17 protein-coding genes (1 of these 17 only partly in view) are annotated in these 17,171 nt (G+C 61.9%); 9 read left to right on the top strand and 8 right to left on the bottom strand.

The genetic code is table 11. From position 1 onward, the window contains the following. The 4 genes in view from hemG to pepQ are tightly spaced (at most 36 nt apart) and all read right to left on the bottom strand, a layout consistent with a single transcriptional unit that may run on beyond the window. Positions 1 to 70: the 5' portion of a menaquinone-dependent protoporphyrinogen IX dehydrogenase gene (hemG, locus tag VZC39_RS00700; RefSeq protein WP_434664946.1), read on the bottom strand. Its footprint begins 455 nt before the window's first position; 70 of the gene's 525 nt are visible here — the first part of the coding sequence; the start codon lies at positions 68 to 70; its stop codon lies beyond the left edge, outside the window. Between the two features lie 7 nt (positions 71 to 77). Continuing rightward, positions 78 to 1,535, bottom strand: coding sequence for a TrkH family potassium uptake protein (locus tag VZC39_RS00695; RefSeq protein WP_349920561.1), 1,458 nt, complete (start codon positions 1,533 to 1,535; stop codon positions 78 to 80). A 36-nt stretch (positions 1,536 to 1,571) separates the two neighbouring features. After that, positions 1,572 to 2,189, bottom strand: a complete 618-nt coding sequence (locus VZC39_RS00690) for a YigZ family protein (RefSeq protein ID WP_349920560.1) — start codon at positions 2,187 to 2,189, stop codon at positions 1,572 to 1,574. Beyond that, complete coding sequence (gene pepQ, locus VZC39_RS00685; protein WP_434664945.1) at positions 2,189 to 3,511, bottom strand: Xaa-Pro dipeptidase; 1,323 nt, start codon at positions 3,509 to 3,511, stop codon at positions 2,189 to 2,191. The genes VZC39_RS00690 and pepQ overlap by 1 nt, the downstream gene beginning before the upstream one ends. Before the next feature lie 195 nt (positions 3,512 to 3,706). On the opposite strand from pepQ, the gene VZC39_RS00680 reads away from it, so the two are divergent. The 6 genes from VZC39_RS00680 (at position 3,707) to VZC39_RS00655 (ending at position 13,036) form a co-directional block, all read left to right on the top strand. Further along, a complete protein-coding gene (locus VZC39_RS00680) occupies positions 3,707 to 5,644 on the top strand; it encodes an acetoacetate--CoA ligase (protein WP_349920558.1) in 1,938 nt (645 codons plus the stop codon). Positions 5,645 to 5,846: 202 nt separating this feature from the next. Then, entirely contained in the window at positions 5,847 to 7,994 is a 2,148-nt protein-coding gene (gene fadB, locus VZC39_RS00675) for a fatty acid oxidation complex subunit alpha FadB (protein ID WP_349920557.1), read from the top strand. A gap of 21 nt (positions 7,995 to 8,015) precedes the next feature. After that, on the top strand, positions 8,016 to 9,179 hold the full coding sequence (gene fadA, locus VZC39_RS00670) for an acetyl-CoA C-acyltransferase FadA (RefSeq protein ID WP_434476167.1): 1,164 nt from the start codon (positions 8,016 to 8,018) through the stop codon (positions 9,177 to 9,179). Positions 9,180 to 9,498: 319 nt separating this feature from the next. Further along, positions 9,499 to 10,221, top strand: coding sequence for a response regulator transcription factor (locus tag VZC39_RS00665; RefSeq protein WP_349920555.1), 723 nt, complete (start codon positions 9,499 to 9,501; stop codon positions 10,219 to 10,221). A gap of 104 nt (positions 10,222 to 10,325) precedes the next feature. After that, entirely contained in the window at positions 10,326 to 11,771 is a 1,446-nt protein-coding gene (locus tag VZC39_RS00660) for an ATP-binding protein (protein ID WP_434664941.1), read from the top strand. A gap of 2 nt (positions 11,772 to 11,773) precedes the next feature. Continuing rightward, a complete protein-coding gene (locus VZC39_RS00655; RefSeq protein WP_434664939.1) occupies positions 11,774 to 13,036 on the top strand; it encodes an ABC transporter substrate-binding protein in 1,263 nt (420 codons plus the stop codon). Positions 13,037 to 13,081: 45 nt separating this feature from the next. Here the strand turns inward: VZC39_RS00655 and VZC39_RS00650 are convergent, their stop codons facing one another. Continuing rightward, positions 13,082 to 13,273 (bottom strand): hypothetical protein, encoded by a 192-nt coding sequence (locus tag VZC39_RS00650; protein ID WP_033132548.1) that lies wholly within the window; start codon positions 13,271 to 13,273, stop codon positions 13,082 to 13,084. Between the two features lie 281 nt (positions 13,274 to 13,554). Between VZC39_RS00650 and tusA the strand changes: the two genes are divergently transcribed. Beyond that, on the top strand, positions 13,555 to 13,800 hold the full coding sequence (gene tusA / locus VZC39_RS00645) for a sulfurtransferase TusA (RefSeq protein WP_043128975.1): 246 nt from the start codon (positions 13,555 to 13,557) through the stop codon (positions 13,798 to 13,800). Between the two features lie 20 nt (positions 13,801 to 13,820). Further along, complete coding sequence (locus VZC39_RS00640; RefSeq protein WP_349920552.1) at positions 13,821 to 14,168, top strand: RidA family protein; 348 nt, start codon at positions 13,821 to 13,823, stop codon at positions 14,166 to 14,168. A gap of 134 nt (positions 14,169 to 14,302) precedes the next feature. On the opposite strand, the gene VZC39_RS00635 is transcribed toward VZC39_RS00640, so the two are convergent. From VZC39_RS00635 to VZC39_RS00625, 3 genes are all read right to left on the bottom strand, one after another. Then, positions 14,303 to 14,959, bottom strand: coding sequence for an OmpA family lipoprotein (locus VZC39_RS00635; RefSeq protein ID WP_349920551.1), 657 nt, complete (start codon positions 14,957 to 14,959; stop codon positions 14,303 to 14,305). A 146-nt stretch (positions 14,960 to 15,105) separates the two neighbouring features. Further along, positions 15,106 to 15,351, bottom strand: a complete 246-nt coding sequence (locus tag VZC39_RS00630) for a hypothetical protein (RefSeq protein WP_349920550.1) — start codon at positions 15,349 to 15,351, stop codon at positions 15,106 to 15,108. A gap of 108 nt (positions 15,352 to 15,459) precedes the next feature. Beyond that, the gene (locus VZC39_RS00625) at positions 15,460 to 16,029 is read right to left on the bottom strand and encodes a DNA-3-methyladenine glycosylase I (protein ID WP_434664935.1); all 570 of its coding nucleotides are present in this window, start codon (positions 16,027 to 16,029) and stop codon (positions 15,460 to 15,462) included. A gap of 210 nt (positions 16,030 to 16,239) precedes the next feature. On the opposite strand from VZC39_RS00625, the gene glyQ reads away from it, so the two are divergent. Then, complete coding sequence (gene glyQ, locus VZC39_RS00620; RefSeq protein ID WP_100860856.1) at positions 16,240 to 17,163, top strand: glycine--tRNA ligase subunit alpha; 924 nt, start codon at positions 16,240 to 16,242, stop codon at positions 17,161 to 17,163. The last annotated feature ends 8 nt before the right edge of the window (positions 17,164 to 17,171 follow it).

Below are 17,171 nucleotides of genomic sequence, written 5' to 3'. Positions count from 1 at the left end.
CCAGCATGGCATCCACGATTTTCCGCGTTTGCCCGTCCCGAGAAGAATAAAGCACCAAAATCTTGTCCATACCTACCTCAACTACGCCAGAATGCTGGAGTAAACAGTACCAGAAGCGTGAAAATTTCCAATCGACCAAACAACATGGCCACGATCAATATCCACTGGGCAGTGGCCGAGATATTGCCAAAGTTGGCTGACACTTCCCCCAGACCGGGCCCCACGTTGGTAAACGCGGCCGCCACGGCGGAAAATGCGGTCACCTCGTTCAGTCCCGTCATCAGCAGCAGCAGCATGAAGATGAAGAACAGGATGATATAGGTGGCGAAGTAGCCCCACACCGCTTCGACAATCCGCTCAGGCACGGCACGGCGCCCCAGTTTCAGGGTGTAAATGGCGCGCGGGTGCACCAGGCGTTTGAGCTCGCGCATCCCCTGCAGGAACAGGATCATGAAGCGCATCACCTTGATGCCGCCACCCGTGCTGCCGGCGCAGCAGCCGATGAAGGCAGAAAACATAAGCAACATGGGCAGGAAGGAGGGCCAGTCCGCGTAGCTGGTCGTGCTGTAGCCCGTGGTGGTACCCAGCGACACCGCCTGGAACAGGCCGTGATTGAGCGCCTCCTGCCAGGTGGCGTAGTGGCCGTGGAACAGCAGGGATATGAAGCAGATGAGTACCAGCACCCCCTGGATCCCCAGGAACACCTTGAGCTCGGAGTCGCGCAGATAGCTGCTCAGCCGCACCGGCTTGTGGGCAAACACCATGAAGTGCAGGGCGAAGTTGACGCTCGCCAGCAGCAGGAACACCACTGTGATCAGGTTGATGGCCGGACTGTTGAAGAAGCCGATGCTGGCGTCATGGGTCGAGAAGCCTCCCACCGACAGGGTGGAGAAGGAGTGGCAGATGGCATCGAACAGGGTCATGCCCGCCATCCAGTACGCCAGGGCGCAAAGAGAGGTGAGCAGCAGATAGATGAACCAGAGCGCCTTGGCCGTCTCGGCGATGCGCGGGGTGACCTTGTTGTCCTTGACCGGCCCCGGGATCTCGGCGCGATAGAGCTGCATGCCCCCGATGCCGAGCAGCGGCAGTATGGCGACCGCCAGCACGATGATCCCCATGCCCCCCAGCCACTGCAGCAGCTGACGATAGAAGAGGAAAGCCTTGGGCAGGTTGTCCAGCCCCGTCAGCACGGTCGCCCCCGTTGTCGTCAGGCCGGAGAACGACTCGAAGAACGCCTCCGAGACCGTCATGCCGGGCACCTCGCCCAGCAGGAAGGGCAAGGCCCCCACGCTGCCCAGCACGACCCAGAACAGCACCACGATGAGGAAGCCTTCCTTGGATCTCAGGTCTTTCTTCTGATGACGGTTGGGGAACCAGAGCATGGCGCCCAGCAGCAGGGCGATGAAGAAGGCGTTGACGAACTCGGCACCACCACCATCACGATACCCAAACGCCACCATCGCAGGCAGCAACATGGTTGAGCTGAACAGCGCAACCAGAAGGCCCACGATACGAATGATGCTCAGGATCTGCATTTCGGCTCCCTTTTCGGACTAAAAGAGCGATGGATTCTAGCCATCTAAGGGACGAAGTGATACCCGGCCGTGGGTTCTGTCGGTCAATTCCTGAGCCACCTGAGCCCAGATCTCGGCATCCCAGGCCACCTGGAGACTGACCCGCTGGCCATAATCCGCCGTCAGCAGTTGCCCCTGACGGACGCTGATCAGCGCTTCCACCGTGCCCATGTCGCCGTAGTCACACTGGATGAGGGAAGGGCGTTGCAGCCGCTTTTGCTCGGTCACCAGCACTTTCAAGGCGGCGCCGACGCCGCCCCCATAGGCTTTGACCAGGCCGCCGGTACCGAGCAGCACGCCACCGTAGTAACGCACTACCACGGCCGCGATCTCGCCGATGCCGGAACCCATCAGCTGGGCCAGCATGGGTTTGCCCGCCGTGCCCGAAGGTTCGCCGTCATCGCTGAAGCCGTAGACCTGGCTATCGTACGGCGCCCCTGCGACAAAGGCCCAGCAGTGATGCCGGGCCGTCGGATGTTGCCGCTTGATCTCTCCTACCCAGGCTTTGGCCTCGTCCACCGTCGCCTTGTGTGCGATCAAGGTGATGAAGCGGCTCTTCTTGATCTCCTCGCTCAACTCCAGTGGCGCCGCCGGAATGGCATAGGCTGCCGCCATCAGAGCCCCGCTTGCCGGGTGAGGTTCTCCACCCCGTCCCCGTGCAGCACCACGTTGTCCTCGATGCGGATACCGCCGTAGGGGCGCAGTGCCTCCACCTTGTTCCAGTTGATGCGCTTGCCCTGCTCACCCTGGCGCAGCGGCTCCAGCAGGCTGTCGATGAAGTAGAGACCGGGCTCGATGGTGAACACCTGGCCCACCTCCATCACCCGGGTGCAACGCAGATAGGGGAACTGCTCGGGAGCGGACAGGTGAGTGCCGCGCTCATCCTGCATGAAGCCCCCGGCATCGTGCACCTGCAGGCCGAGGAAGTGACCCAGCCCGTGAGGGAAGAAGACATTGGTGACGCCGGTATGGATCATCTCGTCCACCGACATGTCTACCAGTTCGACCGATTGCAGCAGGCGCGCCAGTCGGTGGTGCATCTGCAGATGCAACTCGCTGTAGCGACGACCCGGCTTTATTTCGCCGATGATCTCCTGCTGCTGGGCATCCAGCGCGGCGATGAGGTCGGCAAACTCGCCACGGCGCCAGGCCCAGGTGCGGGTGATGTCGGAGGCGTAGCCTTGGTAGTCCACCCCGGCGTCGATCAGGAAGGAGTAACGCTCCGCATCCGGGATCCGCTGGGTGGAGAGGTGGGTGTAGTGCAGGATGGCAGCATTGCGGTTGATGACGATGATGTTGCCATAGGGTGCCTCGTTGGCCCCCTGCCCCACCGCCTTCATGTAAGCCAGGTTGATCTCGAACTCGCTCGCCCCCGCCATGAAGGACTCCTTGGCGGCGATGTGTCCGCGCACGCCGATGCGGTTCGCATCGCGCAGGCATTCGAGTTCATAGGCTGTCTTGTAGGCACGGTGATAGTGCAGGTAGTTGAGTACGGCTTCGGGATTGGGATGACCCAGCCCCAGCAGTTCGGCCACCTCGAGGTGTCCCCCCAGATAGGCCCACTCCTGTTTGTTGGCAGGCAGGTGATCGGCGACCTGCTCCGGCCTGGTCAGGAAGCGGATGTCAAAGAAGTCGACCCAGAACGCAGTGGGCAAGTCCGCCACCTTGTGCCAGAAGTCCACCGGCCGGTAGAACAGCAACACCGGCTTGTTCACCCCATCCACCAGCAACCAGCAATGGGGGTTGTCCAGCACGGGCAGCCAGGCCTTGAACTGCGGATTGACCTTGAAGGGATAGTCCTGATCGTCGAGGAAGATGCGATGGGTCTGGCCCGAGTGAATGGCCAGGCCACCCAGTCCCTGCTGTTGCAAGATGTCGCGGGTGCGCTGCTGCAGGGTATTGAGATGCTGGGCAAAAAGTTGGCTGTAACTGCTCATGGCGTCCTGCTCCGGGCAAATGTGGGATCAGCATAACATCAAGCGGATCAAGGCTCGAGCCGTCAAGCTTTCCCTTCGTGAGGTAACGCATAGGTTACAGGGTTTTGTTATGAAGCAAAAACCAGGCATTAACAAATTGAGAACAATTCAATACACTGCCTCCAGACAGTAGAAATCAGCCGTCAGGAACGACTCATGCAAAACCTTTGTCTGTGGCAGCCGGATCAGGACAGGATGCAACACTCCAACCTTCATCAGTTCATGGCCGAGGTCAACCACTTCCACGATCTGCAACTGCGCAGCTACGCCGACCTCTATCAATGGTCGGTGGAGAAGACCACCCGCTTCTGGCCGCTGGTCTGGCAGCACTGTGGCATCAAGGGTGAGCTGGGAGACATAGTGGCGGAAAACCGCCAGGAGATGCAGCGCGCCCGCTGGTTCCCGGACAGCCGCCTCAACTTCGCCGAGAACCTGCTGCGCCGCCAGGACGAGAGCCCGGCCATTGTCTCCCGCATCGAGGGGAGCGCGAGCCAGACCCTGAGCTGGGCCGAGCTGGGGGAACAGGTTGCCCGTCTGAGCCAGTGGCTACGCAGCCAGGGCATAGGCCGCGGTGACGTGGTGGCCGCCTATCTGCCCAATATCCCCGAGACCGTGATCGCCATGCTGGCCGCCACCAGTCTGGGGGCGGTCTGGACTTCCACCAGCCCGGACTTTGGCGAGGCCAGCGTGGTGGAGCGCTTCGGCCAGACCCGGCCCCGCGTGTTGTTCGCGGTGGATGGTTATCGTTACGGCGGCAAGGCCATCGATATCCAGGCCAAGGTCGCCGGCGTGGTCGCCCAGATCGACAGCATCGAGCAGACGGTCATGATCCCCCTGCTCGGCAATCCCTTGCAACTTGGTCAGGAGTGGGGCCAGATCCTGGCAAGCCAGACAGGCGCAACCCTGCGGTTCGAGTCCATGGGCTTCAACGACCCTCTCTACATCCTCTATTCGTCCGGCACCACGGGCAAACCCAAGTGCATCGTGCACGGCATCGGCGGCACCTTGCTGCAGCACCTGAAAGAGCATCAGCTGCACTGCGACATCAAGCCGGGGGAGCGGATCTTCTACTTCACCACCTGCGGCTGGATGATGTGGAACTGGCTGGTGAGCGCCCTGGCCTCCGGCGCCACCCTGGTGCTCTATGACGGCTCCCCCTTCTATCCCGACGGCAACGTGCTCTGGGATCTCGCCCGCGACGAAGAGGTCGCCCTGTTTGGTACCTCGGCCAAGTATCTGGATGCCCTGCACAAGCAGGGTTATGCCCCCATAAAGAGCCACGAATTGCCCAGGCTGCGCCTCCTCTGCAGCACTGGTTCCGTGCTTTCTCCTGAAGGATTCGACTACGTATATCAAGGTATAAAGCAGGATGTGCTACTGAGTTCCATGTCCGGCGGTACGGACATCTGCTCCTGCTTCGTTATCGGCAACCCCATCAGCCCCGTCTACCGCGGCGAGAGCCAGGGTCGCGGCCTCGGCCTCGCGGTACAGGTGTTCAATGAATCGGGCCAGCCGGTACAGGGAGAGAAAGGAGAGCTGGTCTGCACCAAACCCTTCCCCGCCCAGCCCATCTACTTCTGGGGGGACGAGAGCGGTGACAAGTATCACGCCGCCTACTTCGAGCGCTTCCACAACGTCTGGTGCCACGGCGACTGGATCGAGCTGACGAACCATGACGGCATCCTGTTTTACGGCCGCTCGGACGCCACCCTCAACCCGGGCGGCGTGCGTATCGGCACCAGCGAGATCTACCGCTACGTGGAGCAGCTCGATGAGGTGGAAGAGAGCATCGCCATCGGTCAGCAGTGGCAACAGGACGAGCGGGTGGTGCTGTTCGTCAAGCTCAGGGCTGGGCTCAAGCTGGACGAGCCCCTGCGCGAGCGCATCCGCCAGCAGATCAGGGATCACTGCACCCTGCGCCATGTCCCCGCCCGCATCCTGCAGGTGGATGCCATCCCCCGCACCAAGTCCGGCAAGATAGTGGAGCTGGCGGTGCGCGAGGTGGTGCACAACAGGCCGGTCAACAACACCCACGCCCTCGCCGATCCCGAGGTGCTGAGCCAGTACCGCGACCGGCCTGAACTGGCCAGCTGACCCGGATACCCCACGTGAAAGGCGCCCAGAGGCGCCTTTATTCTGCCTCCTCCCCGGACAAGAGCTTTTACACCAAAAGTGTTAAACGAATGTTTTAAATAGGTGTTGTAATTGTCTCGCTTTGGATCAATATTGAGCCTCGCCCCCTGCTGGGGAGAAAGGAGCAAAGCCCCCCACCACGTGGGAACAAGGAGACACTCTCATGATCTACCAAGGCGAAACCCTGTCGGTCAGCTACCTCGAACACGGCATTGCCGAACTGAGGTTTGATGCCCCGGGTTCAGTCAACAAGCTGGATCGCGCTACCCTGCTCTCGCTGAGCGAAGCGATCGCCACATTACAACAAGAACGTGAACTAAAAGGTCTGATCCTCACCTCCGGCAAAGACGCCTTCATCGTCGGCGCCGACATCACCGAATTCCTGGAGCTCTTCGATCTGCCGCAAGAAGATCTGCTCGGCTGGCTGAAAAAGGCCAACGACATCTTCAGCGCCATCGAAGATCTGCCGGTACCGACCCTGTCCGCCATCAAGGGCCACGCCCTGGGCGGCGGCTGCGAGACCATCCTCTCCACCGACTTCCGTCTGGCCGACACCAGCGCCAAGATTGGCCTGCCCGAGACCAAACTCGGCATCATGCCGGGCTTTGGCGGCACCGTCCGCCTGCCGCGGGTGATCGGCGCCGACAATGCGCTGGAATGGATCACCACCGGCAAGGATTACCGTGCCGATGACGCCCTCAAGGTTGGTGCCGTCGATGCCGTGGTCGCCCCCGCCGCCCTGCAGAGCGCCGCCCTGCAAATGATCAAGGACGCCATCGCGGGCAAGCTGGACTGGCAAAAACGCCGTGCCGCCAAGAAGGCCCCGCTGCGCCTGTCCAAGCTGGAAGCCATGATGAGCTTCAGTACCGCCGCCGGCATGGTTGCCGCCGTGGCGGGCAAGCACTACCCGGCCCCCATGACGGCGGTCAAAACCGTCGAGGCCGCCGCCGGCATGAGCCGTGACGAGGCGTTGGTGGTCGAGGCACAGGGCTTCATCAAGCTGGCCAAGACCGACGTGGCCAGGGCCCTGGTCGGCATCTTCCTCAACGATCAGCACATCAAGGCCCTGGCCAAGAAGGCCGCCAAGCAGGCGAGCAAGGCCACCGGCCACGCCGCCGTGCTGGGTGCCGGCATCATGGGGGGCGGTATCGCCTACCAGTCCGCCAGCAAGGGCATTCCCGCGGTGATGAAGGACATCAACGAGAAAGCATTGGCGCTCGGCATGGGTGAAGCCACCAAGCTGCTCAACGGCCAACTCGAGAAGGGCCGCATCGACGGCATCAAGATGGGCCAGGTGCTCAGTGCCATCACCCCGACCCTGAGCTACGACAACGTCAAGCACGTGGATGTGGTAGTCGAAGCCGTGGTGGAGAATCCCAAGGTGAAGGCCGCCGTGCTCGGCGAAGTGGAAGGCATCATCGGCGATGACGCCGTGCTCGCCAGCAACACCTCCACCATTCCCATCTCCCTGCTGGCCAAGGGCCTGAAGCGCCCCGAGAATTTTTGCGGCATGCACTTCTTCAACCCGGTGCACCGCATGCCACTGGTGGAGATCATCCGCGGCGAGCAGACCTCGGATGAAACCATCAACCGCGTGGTGGCCTACGCCGCCGCCATGGGCAAGTCTCCGGTCGTGGTCAACGACTGCCCGGGCTTCTTCGTCAACCGGGTGCTGTTCCCCTACTTCTTCGGCTTCACCAAGCTGGTCGCCGATGGCGCCGATTTCGTGGCCGTCGACAAGGTGATGGAGAAAGAGTTCGGCTGGCCCATGGGCCCCGCCTACCTGCTGGACGTGGTCGGCATCGACACCGGCCACCACGCCGGTGACGTCATGGCGCAGGGCTTCCCGGCGCGCATGAGCAAGGACGGTCGCACCGCCATCGACGTGATGTACGAGGCGAGCCGCTTCGGTCAGAAGAATGGCAAGGGTTTCTACGCCTACGAGCAGGACAAGAAGGGCAAGCCGAAGAAGGTGGCGGACGCCGCCGCTTACGAGCTGCTGGCTCCCATCGCCAAGACGCAGCAAGCCTTCGACAAGGACGCCATCATCGCCCGCATGATGATCCCCATGATCAACGAAGTGGTGCTCTGCCTGGAAGAGGGCATCATCGCGACCCCGGCCGAGGCAGACATCGCCCTGGTCTACGGTCTGGGCTTCCCTCCCTTCCGCGGCGGCGTGTTCCGCTATCTGGACACCATTGGTCTGGATGCCTACGTGGCCATGGCCGACCAGTATGCCGACCTGGGCCCGCTCTACCGCGTCAGCGACAAGTTGCGCGAGATGGCCGTCCAGGGCAAAACCTTCTACTGATTGCGGAAAGGAGATCCATTCATGAAAGACGTAGTCATTGTCGACTGTATCCGGACCCCCATGGGCCGGTCCAAGGGCGGCGCCTTCCGCAACGTGCGTGCAGAAGACCTGTCCGCGCACCTGATGCAATCCATCCTGCTGCGCAACCCCAACCTCGATCCGAACGAGATCGAGGACATCTACTGGGGCTGCGTGCAGCAGACCCTGGAGCAGGGCTTCAACATCGCCCGCAACGCCGCCCTGCTGGCCGGCATTCCGAAGCAGGTCGGTGCGGTCACCGTCAACCGCCTGTGCGGATCCTCCATGCAGGCGCTGCACGATGCCTCCCGCGCCATCCAGGTTGGTGATGGCGACATCTTCATCATCGGCGGCGTGGAACACATGGGCCACGTGCCCATGAGCCACGGGGTGGACTTCCACCCCGGCATGGCGAAATCCGTGGCCAAGGCCTCCGGCATGATGGGGCTGACCGCCGAGCTGCTCGGCAAGCTGCACGGCATCAGCCGAGCGCAGCAGGACGAGTTCGCCGCCCGCTCCCATCGCCGTGCCCATGCCGCGACCGTGGAAGGACGCTTCGCCAAGCAGATCGTCGGGCTGGAAGGCCATGACGCCAGCGGCGCCCGTTTCTTCTACGACTATGACGAGGTGATCCGCCCGGAGACCACGGTCGAAACCCTGAGCCAGCTGCGCCCTGTGTTCGATCCGGTCAACGGCACCGTCACCGCCGGCACCTCCTCGGCCCTGTCCGACGGTGCCGCCGCCATGCTGCTGATGAGTGCGGACAGAGCCAAGGCGCTGGGGCTGACCCCGCGCGCCAAGGTGCGTTCCATGGCCGTGGCCGGCTGCGACGCCGCCATCATGGGCTACGGCCCCGTGCCCGCCACCCAGAAGGCGCTCAAGCGTGCCGGCCTGACCGTGGCTGACATCGACCTGTTCGAACTGAACGAGGCATTCGCCGCCCAGTCCCTGCCCTGCGTCAAGGATCTGGGGCTGATGGATCAGGTAGACGAGAAGGTGAACCTGAACGGCGGCGCCATCGCCCTGGGTCACCCGCTCGGTTGCTCCGGTGCCCGCATCTCCACCACCTTGATCAACCTGATGGAGGAGAAGGATGCCACCCTGGGGGTCGCGACCATGTGCATCGGTCTGGGCCAGGGTATCGCCACCGTCTTCGAGCGCGTGTAACGAGAGGCCCTGCGTCGACCGGATAGGTCGCGCCGGGCATCGTCAGTCCCCCTGCGAGGGACGCTAGTCTTGTCAATTTGCGGGCCGCTCTTGCGGCCCTTTGTCGAGTCTGTGGAGCCCACCACACGGGGTGGCTCCTGCCGTCGGCATCTGCGCATGGCCGCCCCGTTTGGGTCGGCCTTTTTTCCTTGCCGCCACTGAAGATCCGCGATTCCGGGGTTATATTGCCCATAACTTCACATTCGAAGGGGGCCTTGCTTGCTTTTTACTCCCCCGACAGGTTCAATCTGCACAAAAAAATGGGTGGATGCACATACATATGTCAACGAGCAAACAACTGCTGATCGTCGACGACGACCAAGAGATCCGCGAGCTGCTCAACGAATACCTGACCCGGGCGGGCTTCGAGGTATTGACCGCGGCCGAAGGCAACGAGATGCGCAAGCAACTCGCCCAGCACAGCCCGGATCTGATCATTCTGGACATCATGATGCCCGGCGACGACGGTTTTACCCTCTGCCAGCAGATCCGCCGCGACTCCCAGGTGCCCATCATCATGCTGACCGCGGCCTCCGACGAGGCGGATCGGGTGATCGGCCTCGAACTCGGGGCAGATGACTACATCGCCAAGCCCTTCAGCCCCCGCGAGTTGCAGGCCCGCATCAAGGCGCTGCTGCGCCGCGCCGAATTTCGCCAGCCGGAGAAAGAGAAGGAGCCGAGCCGCCGCCTGCGCTTCGCCGACTGGACTCTGGACACCCTGAGCCACCAGCTGACCCACGACGATGGCAGCCTGCTGGATCTCTCCGGCAGCGACGCCCTGCTGCTCGGCATGTTTTTGCAGCAGCCCGGCGTGGTGCTGGACAGGGACACCATCTCGGACGCCACCCGTGGCCGCGAGAGCCTGCCCATGGAACGGGGCATCGACGTGCAGATCAGCCGCCTGCGCCAGAAGCTGGGTGACAACGGCAAGAGCCCGCGCATCATCAAGACCATTCGCGGCAGCGGCTACATGCTGATCGCCGAAGTCCACGAGATCCCCTGAGCTCAGGCTGACGCGGCGGGATCCACAACAGGTGCACCAGACCCCATGACAGGCAGACTCCACGGTAGCGACCCGATGCAGGCAGACAAGAGGCACGAAACCCCATGAGAGGTCGGCGATTCTGGCAAGCCCTGGTGCCCCGCTCCCTGCTGTCACGGATGTTGCTGCTGTTGCTGCTCGCCATCCTGCTCTCCCAGACCATACTCACCGGCATCTGGATGCAGCAGATCCAGAAGCGGGAGCTGGAGGGCATGCTCAGCACCACCCGCAACCTGGCACTGTCGGCGGCCTCCACCGTCAACTTCTTCAAGTCCCTGCCCCTGCAATACCGCCACATCGCGCTGGATCAGCTGCGCAACATGGGGGGTAGCCGCTTCTTCGTCTCCCTCAATGAAGAAGAGATCCACATCAGCGCCATTCCGGACAGCGAACGCAAGACGCTAGTCCTGAAAGAGGTGCAGGATGTGCTGGGCCGCAAGCTCTCCGATGCCATGGCCATCAAGGTGGACTTCTCCCGCCCCGAGGAGCTGCACGTCTTCAACAACGACACCCTGCTGGCGGACTTGCCCTCCTCCTGGGCCCGCTACACCCTGTCGCTTGAACCCATCAACCCGCCGGTGCTGGTGACCCAGATCGAGATAGAACCGGGGGAGTGGCTCTATCTGGCGGCCTTGCTGCCCGCCCCCTACATGACCCTCGACGACACCGTGATGCCGAGCAACCAGGTGCGCTTCATCGCCCTGATGACGGTCTTCCTCTGCTTCTTCACCTTCATGCTGGTACGTTGGCAGACCCGGCCCCTGCGCCGGCTCGCCAAGGCGGCGGCCAACCTCGGCAAGGACATCGACCAGCCCGCCCTCAAGGAGGAAGGAGCCTCGGAGATCGTCGCCGCCACCCGCGCCTTCAACATCATGCAGCAGCGCATCCGCCGCTTCATCGACGATCGGGAGCGGCTGTTCAGCTCCATCTCCCACGATCTCAAGACCCCCATCACCCGGCTGCGGCTGCGGGTCGAGCTGCTGGACGACGAGGTGCAGATCGCCAAGTTCAACAAGGATCTGGACGAACTGGAACTGATGGTGAAGGGGGCGCTGCAGACCGTCAAAGAGACCGACATTCACGAGAACATCGAGCAGATCGACGTCAACGCCCTGCTGGAGCAGATGGCGGAGTCCTTGAACCTGCACGAGGACCTGCTCTTCATCGAGGGGCAGTGCAAGTGGCCCTATCGTGGCAAGCTGCTGGCGCTCAAACGCTGCATCGGCAACCTGGTGGACAACGGCATCAAGTACGGCAACCGGGTGCGCATCATCATCATGGATGACGAAGAGATGCTGATCCTCTTCATCATGGATGAGGGTCAGGGCCTGCCGGAGGATCAACTCGAACGCATCTTCGAACCCTATTACCGGCTGAGCACGGACCCCTCGGGCACCGGCCTTGGCCTTGGCATCGCCCGCAACATCGCCCATGCCCATGGCGGTGATCTGGTGCTGGAAAATCGCCCCCAGGGTGGCCTGCAGGCCACTCTCTCCCTACCAAGGCAGTAATCATGAAGTGGTCCCCGTTTGCCGTCGTCACCCTGCTCTCCCTTCCTGTCAGCGCTTCGCAAGTAGAGGTGCTGCACTGGTGGACTTCGGGTGGTGAAGCCAAGGCCGTGGAGGTGCTCAAGTCAGAGTGGGCCGAGCGCGGCAACCAGTGGAACGACTTCGCGGTACAGGGCGGCGGCGGCAAGAGCGCCATGACGGTGCTGAAAAGCCGGGCGCTCGCGGCCAACCCGCCGGAGGCGGCCAATCTCAAGGGCTATGAGCTGGATGAATGGGCCAGCCTCGGCTTCCTGCGCGACCTCAGCCCCATGGCCGAACATCTCGGCTGGTATCCCAAGATGCCGCCCATGGTGCGGGATACCCTCAGCCACAACGGCACTCTGATGGCCGTCCCCATCGGCATCCACCGGATCAACTGGCTCTGGCTCAACCGCGCCGTCTTCGAGCGGCTCGGGCTCACCCCGCCCACCGACTGGGAGCAATTCGTGACGGTGGCCAAGCAGCTCAAAGCCAAGGGGGTGACACCGCTCGCCATCGGCAATGAACCCTGGCAGCTGACCGTGCTGTTCGAAACCGTAGTGCTGGGGGAAGGAGGCAAAGCCTTCTATCGCAAGGCCTTCCTGGAACAGGATCCGGCCACCCTCACCGGCCCCGAGATGGTGCGGGCACTGACCCGCTTCCAGCAGCTGCGCGACTTCGTGCCCGAGAAGTACGCCGGGTTGAAGTGGCATCAGGCCACCAATCTGCTGGAGAGCGGCGGCGCCGCCATGCAGATCATGGGGGACTGGGTGAAAGGGGAGTTGAGTGCTGGCAACTATCGTCCGGGGGAAGACATCGAGTGTCTGCCGAGCCCCGGCAGCGCGGGCCTGTTCAGCTACAACCTGGATTCCATCGCCATGTTCAAGCAGCGGGACCCCGCCCAGTTGCAGGCTCAGGGGGAGCTGGCCCAGCTGCTGATGACCCCCGAGTTCCAGGCCAGGTTCAACCGGGTCAAGGGCTCCATCCCCGCCCTCAGCCAGCCGGACATGCGCCAGTTCGATCGCTGCGCCATCCGCTCCTATCAGGACTTCCAGCAGGCGGAGCAGGGCGGCAACCTGCTGCCCAGCATGTCGGACGGCATGGCGGTGCCCACCAACATGCGCCAGGCGATCATGGATGTGCTGAGCAGCTTCTTCAACGATCCCAGGGCCAACCCGGAGCAGACGGCACTGCAACTGGAGCGGGCCATGCGCTCGACCCGCAGCGGTACCGGCGCCGAGCAGAAATGACAAAGGCGGACCGGGTCCACCTTTGAGTCATCGACACCTGAATGTTCAGGAGCGATCGTTCTCGTCCTCATCCTCGTCGTAGTAGTCGCTGAGCTCTATCCAGAGTCCCAGCCCTATCATCACCATGGACCCGAACCAGGTGCCGGTATTTCCGATGGGGCTGCCCAGCACTATCATCGCGAATGACAAGAACCCCATGCCTGCGTAGGCTTGCAATCTGCCGTAGGAGACCTGCATATTCACACCTCCTTGTTGAATATGGTTCAATTTTTATATTACTCATCGGGCGGGGTGTGAATAGAGCCAGATCACACTTTGGTTACATATGCTGCCAAATGGCCTCCCGATTTGATTATTTTTTCGCCTTGAGTATCATTGGCAGCTGAATTGGTTGAAGGTTTATTATTGATGAGTGCTTTATTCTGCGACGCGACTCATGAGTTGGACGCAATTGGGCTTCGTTGTCCCGAACCCGTGACGATAACGCGCAAGAAAGTGCGGCTGAAGGTTGATTATTAATGAGTACTTTATTCTGCGATGCGACACATGAGTTGGACGCAATTGGGCTTCGTTGTCCCGAGCCCGTAATGATGGTGCGTAAAAAAGTGCGGCTGATGGCCGAAGGCGAGACCCTGCTGGTCAGTGCCGACGATCCCTCCACCACCCGCGACATCCCCAGTTTCTGCCGCTTCATGGATCACACCCTGATCGCCAGTGAAACCGAGCAGGCCCCATACCGTTATCTGATCCGCAAGGGTCAGTGATCCCACAGCAGGAAGAGCCCATGACAGCCATTACCCGAGTCGGTACCACCCAGCGTTGGTCAGATGTCGTCATTCACAACGGCACCCTCTATGTGGTGGAAGTGCCCGCCACGGATGAAGCCGACATCCATGAGCAGACCCGTGAGGTGCTGACCAGCCTGCAACGCCTGCTGGAAGCCAATGGCTCAGGGGTCGACAAGATCCTGATGGCCAACATCTATCTCAAGGACATTGGCGACATCGCCGCCTTCAACGCCCAGTGGGACGCCTGGATCCCGGCAGGCACCGCCCCGGTTAGAGCCTGCGTGCAGGCCCGCCTCGCCCACGAAGGCTACAAGGTTGAAGTGCAGCTGACCGCAGCGGTCTGAGGCAGGGTTAGCCCCTCATCCCCAGCCCTTCTCCCGCAAGGGGGAGAAGGGTGCAAAGAACACGGGCCATATCCCCATGAAAAAAGCCCCGCCAGATTGGCGGGGCTTTTTTGTTTGAACGAGCCGCAGCGCTATCAGGCGGTCGGGGTCAGGGTGATGGTTACCCGACGGTTCTGGGCCTTGCCTTCGGCGGTGCTGTTGGTGGCGACCGGCTGATCCGGGCCCACCCCGGTGGTGGAGATGCGGCTGCCGGTGACACCCTGGCCGATCAGCTGGGCGGCGACGGCGTCGGCACGCTGGGCGGAGAGCTTCATGTTCAGCTCGCGGGAACCGGTGCTGTCGGTGTGACCGACCACATTCAGGCGGGTCTTGTCGAACTCGGCGACCACCATGGCGACGCCGGACAGGGTGTTGGCACCGGCAGCCTTCAGCTGGGCGCTGGAGCTGTCGAAGGTGACATTGTTCGGCATGTTGAGGATCAGCTGATCGCCGTTGCGGGTCACGCTGACGCCGGTGCCCTGCAACTTCTCGCGCAACTTGGCTTCCTGCACATCCATGTAGTAACCGATACCGCCGCCCAGGGCGGCGCCAGCGGCCACACCGGTCAGGATACCCTTCTTGCGATCCCCCTTGCTGGAGGAGAGCGCGCCCACGGCGGCACCGGTGGCGGCACCGGCCAGCGCGCCCCAGGCACCCTTGGAGGTCTGGGATTCACCGGTGTAGGGATTGGTGGTGCAGCCAGTGATGGCGATGGTCAGTGCAAGGGCGGGAACAAGTTTCTTGAAATGCATGGGACAACCTCTGAAGAAGAATGACTCTGGCCAATGGCCCGGCATTCTACCCGAGAGGGGCGCCAGAATGTGACGCTCGAAAACAAGAATCACCACGAGGGCGCAGGGCTCCCTCGTGGTGACATGGCAGGCGAGCCAGCCTCACCTCAGTATTTGATTTCCCGGGCCTTCTGACGACCTTCCTGCTTGTCATGACGGTGATCCTGACGGCAATCGGCATTGCCCACCAGGCCATCGCGGCACTCCTGCTTCTGCTCGCGAGACTCCTGGCGCGTATCCTGGCGAACGTCGCGAGCCTCGCGGCGCTGCTCACCTTGAACTGTGGCCTGGGCGGGCAGGGCGGCGGCCAGCAGCGTGGTGGTGGCCAGCAACATCAATACAGACTTTTTCATAAACACTCCTCGACTCGGTACCCCGACACGGGCACGGCATCTGTGCGATCAAAAGAGATATTTTGGCTCTTCAGGCTGTATCCAGGCTGTACCAAAGGCAAGAGAGCCCTATGAATGCTGACACTCGGCGTGGCAGGGGCAGGTCACCAGATGATCGTTCACCATGCCCACCGCCTGCATGAAGGCGTAGCAGATGGTGCTGCCGACGAAGGTGAACCCCAGCTTCTTGAGCGCCTTGGACATGGCATCGGATTCGGGTGAAGTGGCGGGAATGTCGCCGTTGCCCTGACGCTGGTTGACGATGGGCGCGCCGCCGACGAAGCCCCACAGATAGTCAGCAAAATCGATACCCTGCGCCTCGAGCGCCAGATAGGCGCGGGCATTTTTGATGACTGACTGTACCTTGAGGCGATTGCGGATGATGCCGGTGTCCTGCATCAACCGCTCCACATCCTGCTCATCGAAGCGCACGATGAGGTTGGGATCAAAATCCGCATAGGCGCGATAGTAGCTGTCGGTGCGTTTGAGAATGGTGATCCAGGAGAGGCCCGCCTGCTGGCCGTCGAGGCAGAGCTTGGCGAACAGCTCTCGCGGATCGCGCACCGGCCGCCCCCACTGTTTGTCATGGTATTCGATGTATTCCGGGTCCTTGGTCACCCAGGCGCAGCGCAGTTCCATTCTTTGTCTCCTGTGATTGAATCGTCGCCTCTCGGCGGGATTTCGACGATGAGATCAGGCCGCCATCACTCCGGTCCCACCAGGCCGGATGCAGCATTCCCCCACTAATCCCCTGTAATTTCGCCTATTATCCGACCATGCCAGACGGTATACTCCTTCGGTTCACATTCAGCAAATCTTGCTCTGATTTCACTTCGCGCGAAAAACACTATGCAAAAATTCGATGTCAAAACCTTTCAGGGCCTGATCCTGCAGCTGCAGGACTATTGGTCCCGCCAGGGCTGTACCATCATTCAGCCGCTGGATATGGAAGTGGGTGCCGGTACCTCCCACCCCATGACCTGCCTGCGCGCCCTGGGCCCGGAGCCCATCGCCTGCGCCTACGTGCAACCGTCCCGCCGTCCCACCGACGGCCGCTACGGTGAGAACCCGAACCGCCTGCAGCACTATTACCAGTTCCAGGTGATCATCAAGCCGTCCCCCGACAACATCCAGGAACTCTACCTCGGCTCCCTGAAAGAGCTGGGCATGGATCCCGAGATCCACGACATCCGCTTCGTGGAAGACAACTGGGAAAACCCGACTCTGGGTGCCTGGGGTCTGGGTTGGGAAGTGTGGCTCAACGGCATGGAAGTGACCCAGTTCACCTACTTCCAGCAGGTTGGCGGCCTCGAATGCAAGCCGGTCACCGGCGAGATCACCTATGGTCTCGAGCGTCTGGCCATGTACATCCAGGGCGTGGACAGCGTCTATGACCTGGTGTGGTCCGACGGCCCCCTGGGCAAGACCACCTACGGCGACGTGTTCCATCAGAATGAGGTGGAGCAGTCCACTTACAACTTCGAGCACGCCGACGTGGACTTCCTGTTCCACTGCTTCGAGCAGTACGAGAAGGAAGCCCAGCACCTGCTCGGCTTGGAAAAACCGCTGCCCCTGCCCGCCTACGAGCGCATCCTCAAGGCCGCGCACTCCTTCAACCTGCTGGATGCCCGCAAGGCCATCTCGGTCACCGAGCGTCAGCGCTACATACTGCGCATTCGCACCCTGACCAAGGCCGTGGCCGAGGCCTACTACGCCTCCCGCGAGGCACTGGGCTTCCCCATGTGTCAGCGCACTGAGAACAAGCAAGGTTAAGGAACGGA

Origin of the sequence: Aeromonas sp. NJAU223, assembly GCF_051125555.1 — a bacterium.
In the GTDB taxonomy this organism is placed as follows: domain Bacteria; phylum Pseudomonadota; class Gammaproteobacteria; order Enterobacterales; family Aeromonadaceae; genus Aeromonas; species Aeromonas veronii_G.
The sequence above is the reverse complement of the archived record's forward strand: the minus strand, read 5'-3'. Positions and strand labels throughout refer to the sequence as shown.

Excerpts from the sequence above, each read along its gene's own strand:
- tusA (WP_043128975.1), top strand. The coding sequence starts at position 13,555 with ATGAGTACTTTATTCTGCGATGCGACACATGAGTTGGACGCAATTGGG.
- glyQ (WP_100860856.1), top strand. The coding sequence starts at position 16,240 with ATGCAAAAATTCGATGTCAAAACCTTTCAGGGCCTGATCCTGCAGCTG.
- VZC39_RS00690 (WP_349920560.1), bottom strand. The coding sequence starts at position 2,189 with ATGGCGGCAGCCTATGCCATTCCGGCGGCGCCACTGGAGTTGAGCGAG.
- VZC39_RS00635 (WP_349920551.1), bottom strand. The coding sequence starts at position 14,959 with ATGCATTTCAAGAAACTTGTTCCCGCCCTTGCACTGACCATCGCCATC.
- VZC39_RS00665 (WP_349920555.1), top strand. The coding sequence starts at position 9,499 with ATGTCAACGAGCAAACAACTGCTGATCGTCGACGACGACCAAGAGATC.
- VZC39_RS00640 (WP_349920552.1), top strand. The coding sequence starts at position 13,821 with ATGACAGCCATTACCCGAGTCGGTACCACCCAGCGTTGGTCAGATGTC.
- fadB (WP_349920557.1), top strand. The coding sequence starts at position 5,847 with ATGATCTACCAAGGCGAAACCCTGTCGGTCAGCTACCTCGAACACGGC.
- VZC39_RS00630 (WP_349920550.1), bottom strand. The coding sequence starts at position 15,351 with ATGAAAAAGTCTGTATTGATGTTGCTGGCCACCACCACGCTGCTGGCC.
- VZC39_RS00655 (WP_434664939.1), top strand. The coding sequence starts at position 11,774 with ATGAAGTGGTCCCCGTTTGCCGTCGTCACCCTGCTCTCCCTTCCTGTC.
- VZC39_RS00695 (WP_349920561.1), bottom strand. The coding sequence starts at position 1,535 with ATGCAGATCCTGAGCATCATTCGTATCGTGGGCCTTCTGGTTGCGCTG.
- fadA (WP_434476167.1), top strand. The coding sequence starts at position 8,016 with ATGAAAGACGTAGTCATTGTCGACTGTATCCGGACCCCCATGGGCCGG.
- VZC39_RS00625 (WP_434664935.1), bottom strand. The coding sequence starts at position 16,029 with ATGGAACTGCGCTGCGCCTGGGTGACCAAGGACCCGGAATACATCGAA.
- VZC39_RS00650 (WP_033132548.1), bottom strand. The coding sequence starts at position 13,273 with ATGCAGGTCTCCTACGGCAGATTGCAAGCCTACGCAGGCATGGGGTTC.
- VZC39_RS00680 (WP_349920558.1), top strand. The coding sequence starts at position 3,707 with ATGCAAAACCTTTGTCTGTGGCAGCCGGATCAGGACAGGATGCAACAC.
- VZC39_RS00660 (WP_434664941.1), top strand. The coding sequence starts at position 10,326 with ATGAGAGGTCGGCGATTCTGGCAAGCCCTGGTGCCCCGCTCCCTGCTG.
- pepQ (WP_434664945.1), bottom strand. The coding sequence starts at position 3,511 with ATGAGCAGTTACAGCCAACTTTTTGCCCAGCATCTCAATACCCTGCAG.